We start from the raw sequence: 1,049 nt of genomic DNA, 5'->3' as shown, positions 1-1,049 counted from the left end.
GGGTCCTGACCCCGGTTCTTGGACACGCTGAATCCAGCCATCGGCTGGGGAAGCGAGATGATCAGGACCATGGCCCGCAAGAACTACTCCGAGGAGTTTCGTCGGCAGGCCGTCGACTTGTACGAGTCCACTCCGGGGGCGACGCTGCGTGGGATCGCAGCCGATCTCGGGATCGAGCGGGCCACTCTGGCTCGCTGGGTCGAGGTGTATGGCTCGGGCAAGAAGACGACCACCGACGGCACGACCGTCTCCAGCCCTTCGCGGGCACGCCGGCGCACGGCACCGACAGGTGAGCCGGAGTCGCCGGAGGCGAGGATCGCCCGGCTCGAGGCCGAGAACGCCGCTCTGCGGGCAGAGCAGACCAAGCTCACGACCGAGCGGGAGATCCTGCGCCAGGCGGCCAAGTATTTCGCCGGGGAGACGAACTGGTGAACCGCTTCCAGTTCGTCGCCGACCACTCCACCACCTCTGGCGCCGGGTCACGGCCTGGCTGGAGCGTGAAGCGGCTGTGCCAGCTCGTCGAGATCGAGCGTTCGTCGTACTACGCGTGGCTGGAGGCCGCCCCCGCCCGGCAGAAACGGGCCGCGGCCGACGCGGCGTTGGCGGAGCGGATCCGGGTCGTCCACGACGGCGACAAGACCCAGGGTGCTCCGCGGATCACCGCTGAGCTTAACGACGGTGCCGGTCCCGATGAGCGGATCAACCGCAAGCGGGTCGCCCGGGTGATGCGCGAGCACGGCATCGCCGGCTACCGGCGTCGTCGCAAGGTCCGCACCACGATCCCCGAACCCGCGGACCAGAAGGTGCCCGACCTGCTCAACCGCGACTTCACCGCCCCCGCACCGAACCAGCGCTACGTCGGCGACATCACCTACCTGCCGCTTGCCGACGGCAACAACCTTTATCTGGCCACGGTGATCGACTGCTACTCCCGACGCCTGGCCGGCTGGTCGGTCGCCGATCACATGCGCACCGAACTGGTCGAAGACGCCCTCAACGCCGCAGCCGCGACCCGCGGCAGCCTCGAAGGCGCGACCTTCCACAGCGAC

1 pseudogene is annotated in these 1,049 nt (G+C 68.8%); it reads left to right on the top strand.

The features are described 5' to 3' along the window. Positions 1–69: 69 nt before the first annotated feature. Positions 70–1,049, top strand: a pseudogene (locus ACZ3HV_RS44595) (IS3 family transposase); the annotation flags it as partial.

It is taken from the genome of Kribbella sp. NPDC020701 (assembly GCF_055562215.1).
Note: the sequence above shows the minus strand (reverse complement) of the source record. Positions and strands in the feature narration are given on the sequence as shown.